Annotated in this window: 1 protein-coding gene; it reads left to right on the plus strand. The window is 75.5% G+C overall.

What is annotated here, in order from left to right; translation table 11 throughout:
* A partial coding sequence (locus tag B8460_RS22460; protein WP_048863225.1) for a glycosyltransferase family 2 protein occupies positions 1-624 on the plus strand: 624 nt, incomplete at its 5' end.
* Positions 625-703: the final 79 nt, after the last annotated feature.

Below are 703 nucleotides of genomic sequence, written 5' to 3' on the forward strand. Positions count from 1 at the left end.
GCGGTCACCGGCCTCGTGCTGCCGGCGGCGCTGGAGACGCCCGCGCAGCTGCATTTCGAGCGCCACTGGGGCTTCGGCCGCGGCTATCGCCCGATCGACCACGGCGCCGCCTTTTTCGCCGCGGACCGCGAGCGGGGCTGCCCGGTCTGGCAGATCGGCGCCGGGGCGAGCATGGCGTTCCGCCGCGACGTGTTCGACCGTGTCGGCGGCTTCGACGAGCGGCTCGATGTCGGAGCCGCCGGCTGCTCCGGCGACTCCGAACTCTGGCACCGCGTGCTCGCGCACGGATACGTCTGCCGCTACGAACCGGCCGCCGTCGCGTTCCACGCCCATCGCCGCGACGATGCCGGCCTCGCGCGGCAGATCCGCGCCTATATGCGCGGTCACGCGGCGGCGCTGCTCGTGCAGTACGAACGCAGCGGCCATCGCGGCAACCTCCGCCGCGCGCTGGCGACGATGCCGGCCTGGTATGTCCGCCGCTGCGCCGGCCGGCTGCTGCGCGGGCCGAACGAACGCGACCGGCTGCTGCGCGACGAAATCGGCGGGTATCTGTCGGGCCTGCTGTTCTATGTCCGCGCCCCGCGCCCGCGTCCGGGGCCGCGTGAGGCGGGGGGCGCGCGGTGAATGCGACGCCTGCCCCGCCGCGCGTCTCGGCCGTGATCGCGGCGCGCGATGCGGCGGCGACGCTCGCCCGCGCCCTCGA

Origin of the sequence: Acidisphaera rubrifaciens HS-AP3, assembly GCF_000964365.1 — a bacterium.
Lineage (GTDB): Bacteria > Pseudomonadota > Alphaproteobacteria > Acetobacterales > Acetobacteraceae > Acidisphaera > Acidisphaera rubrifaciens.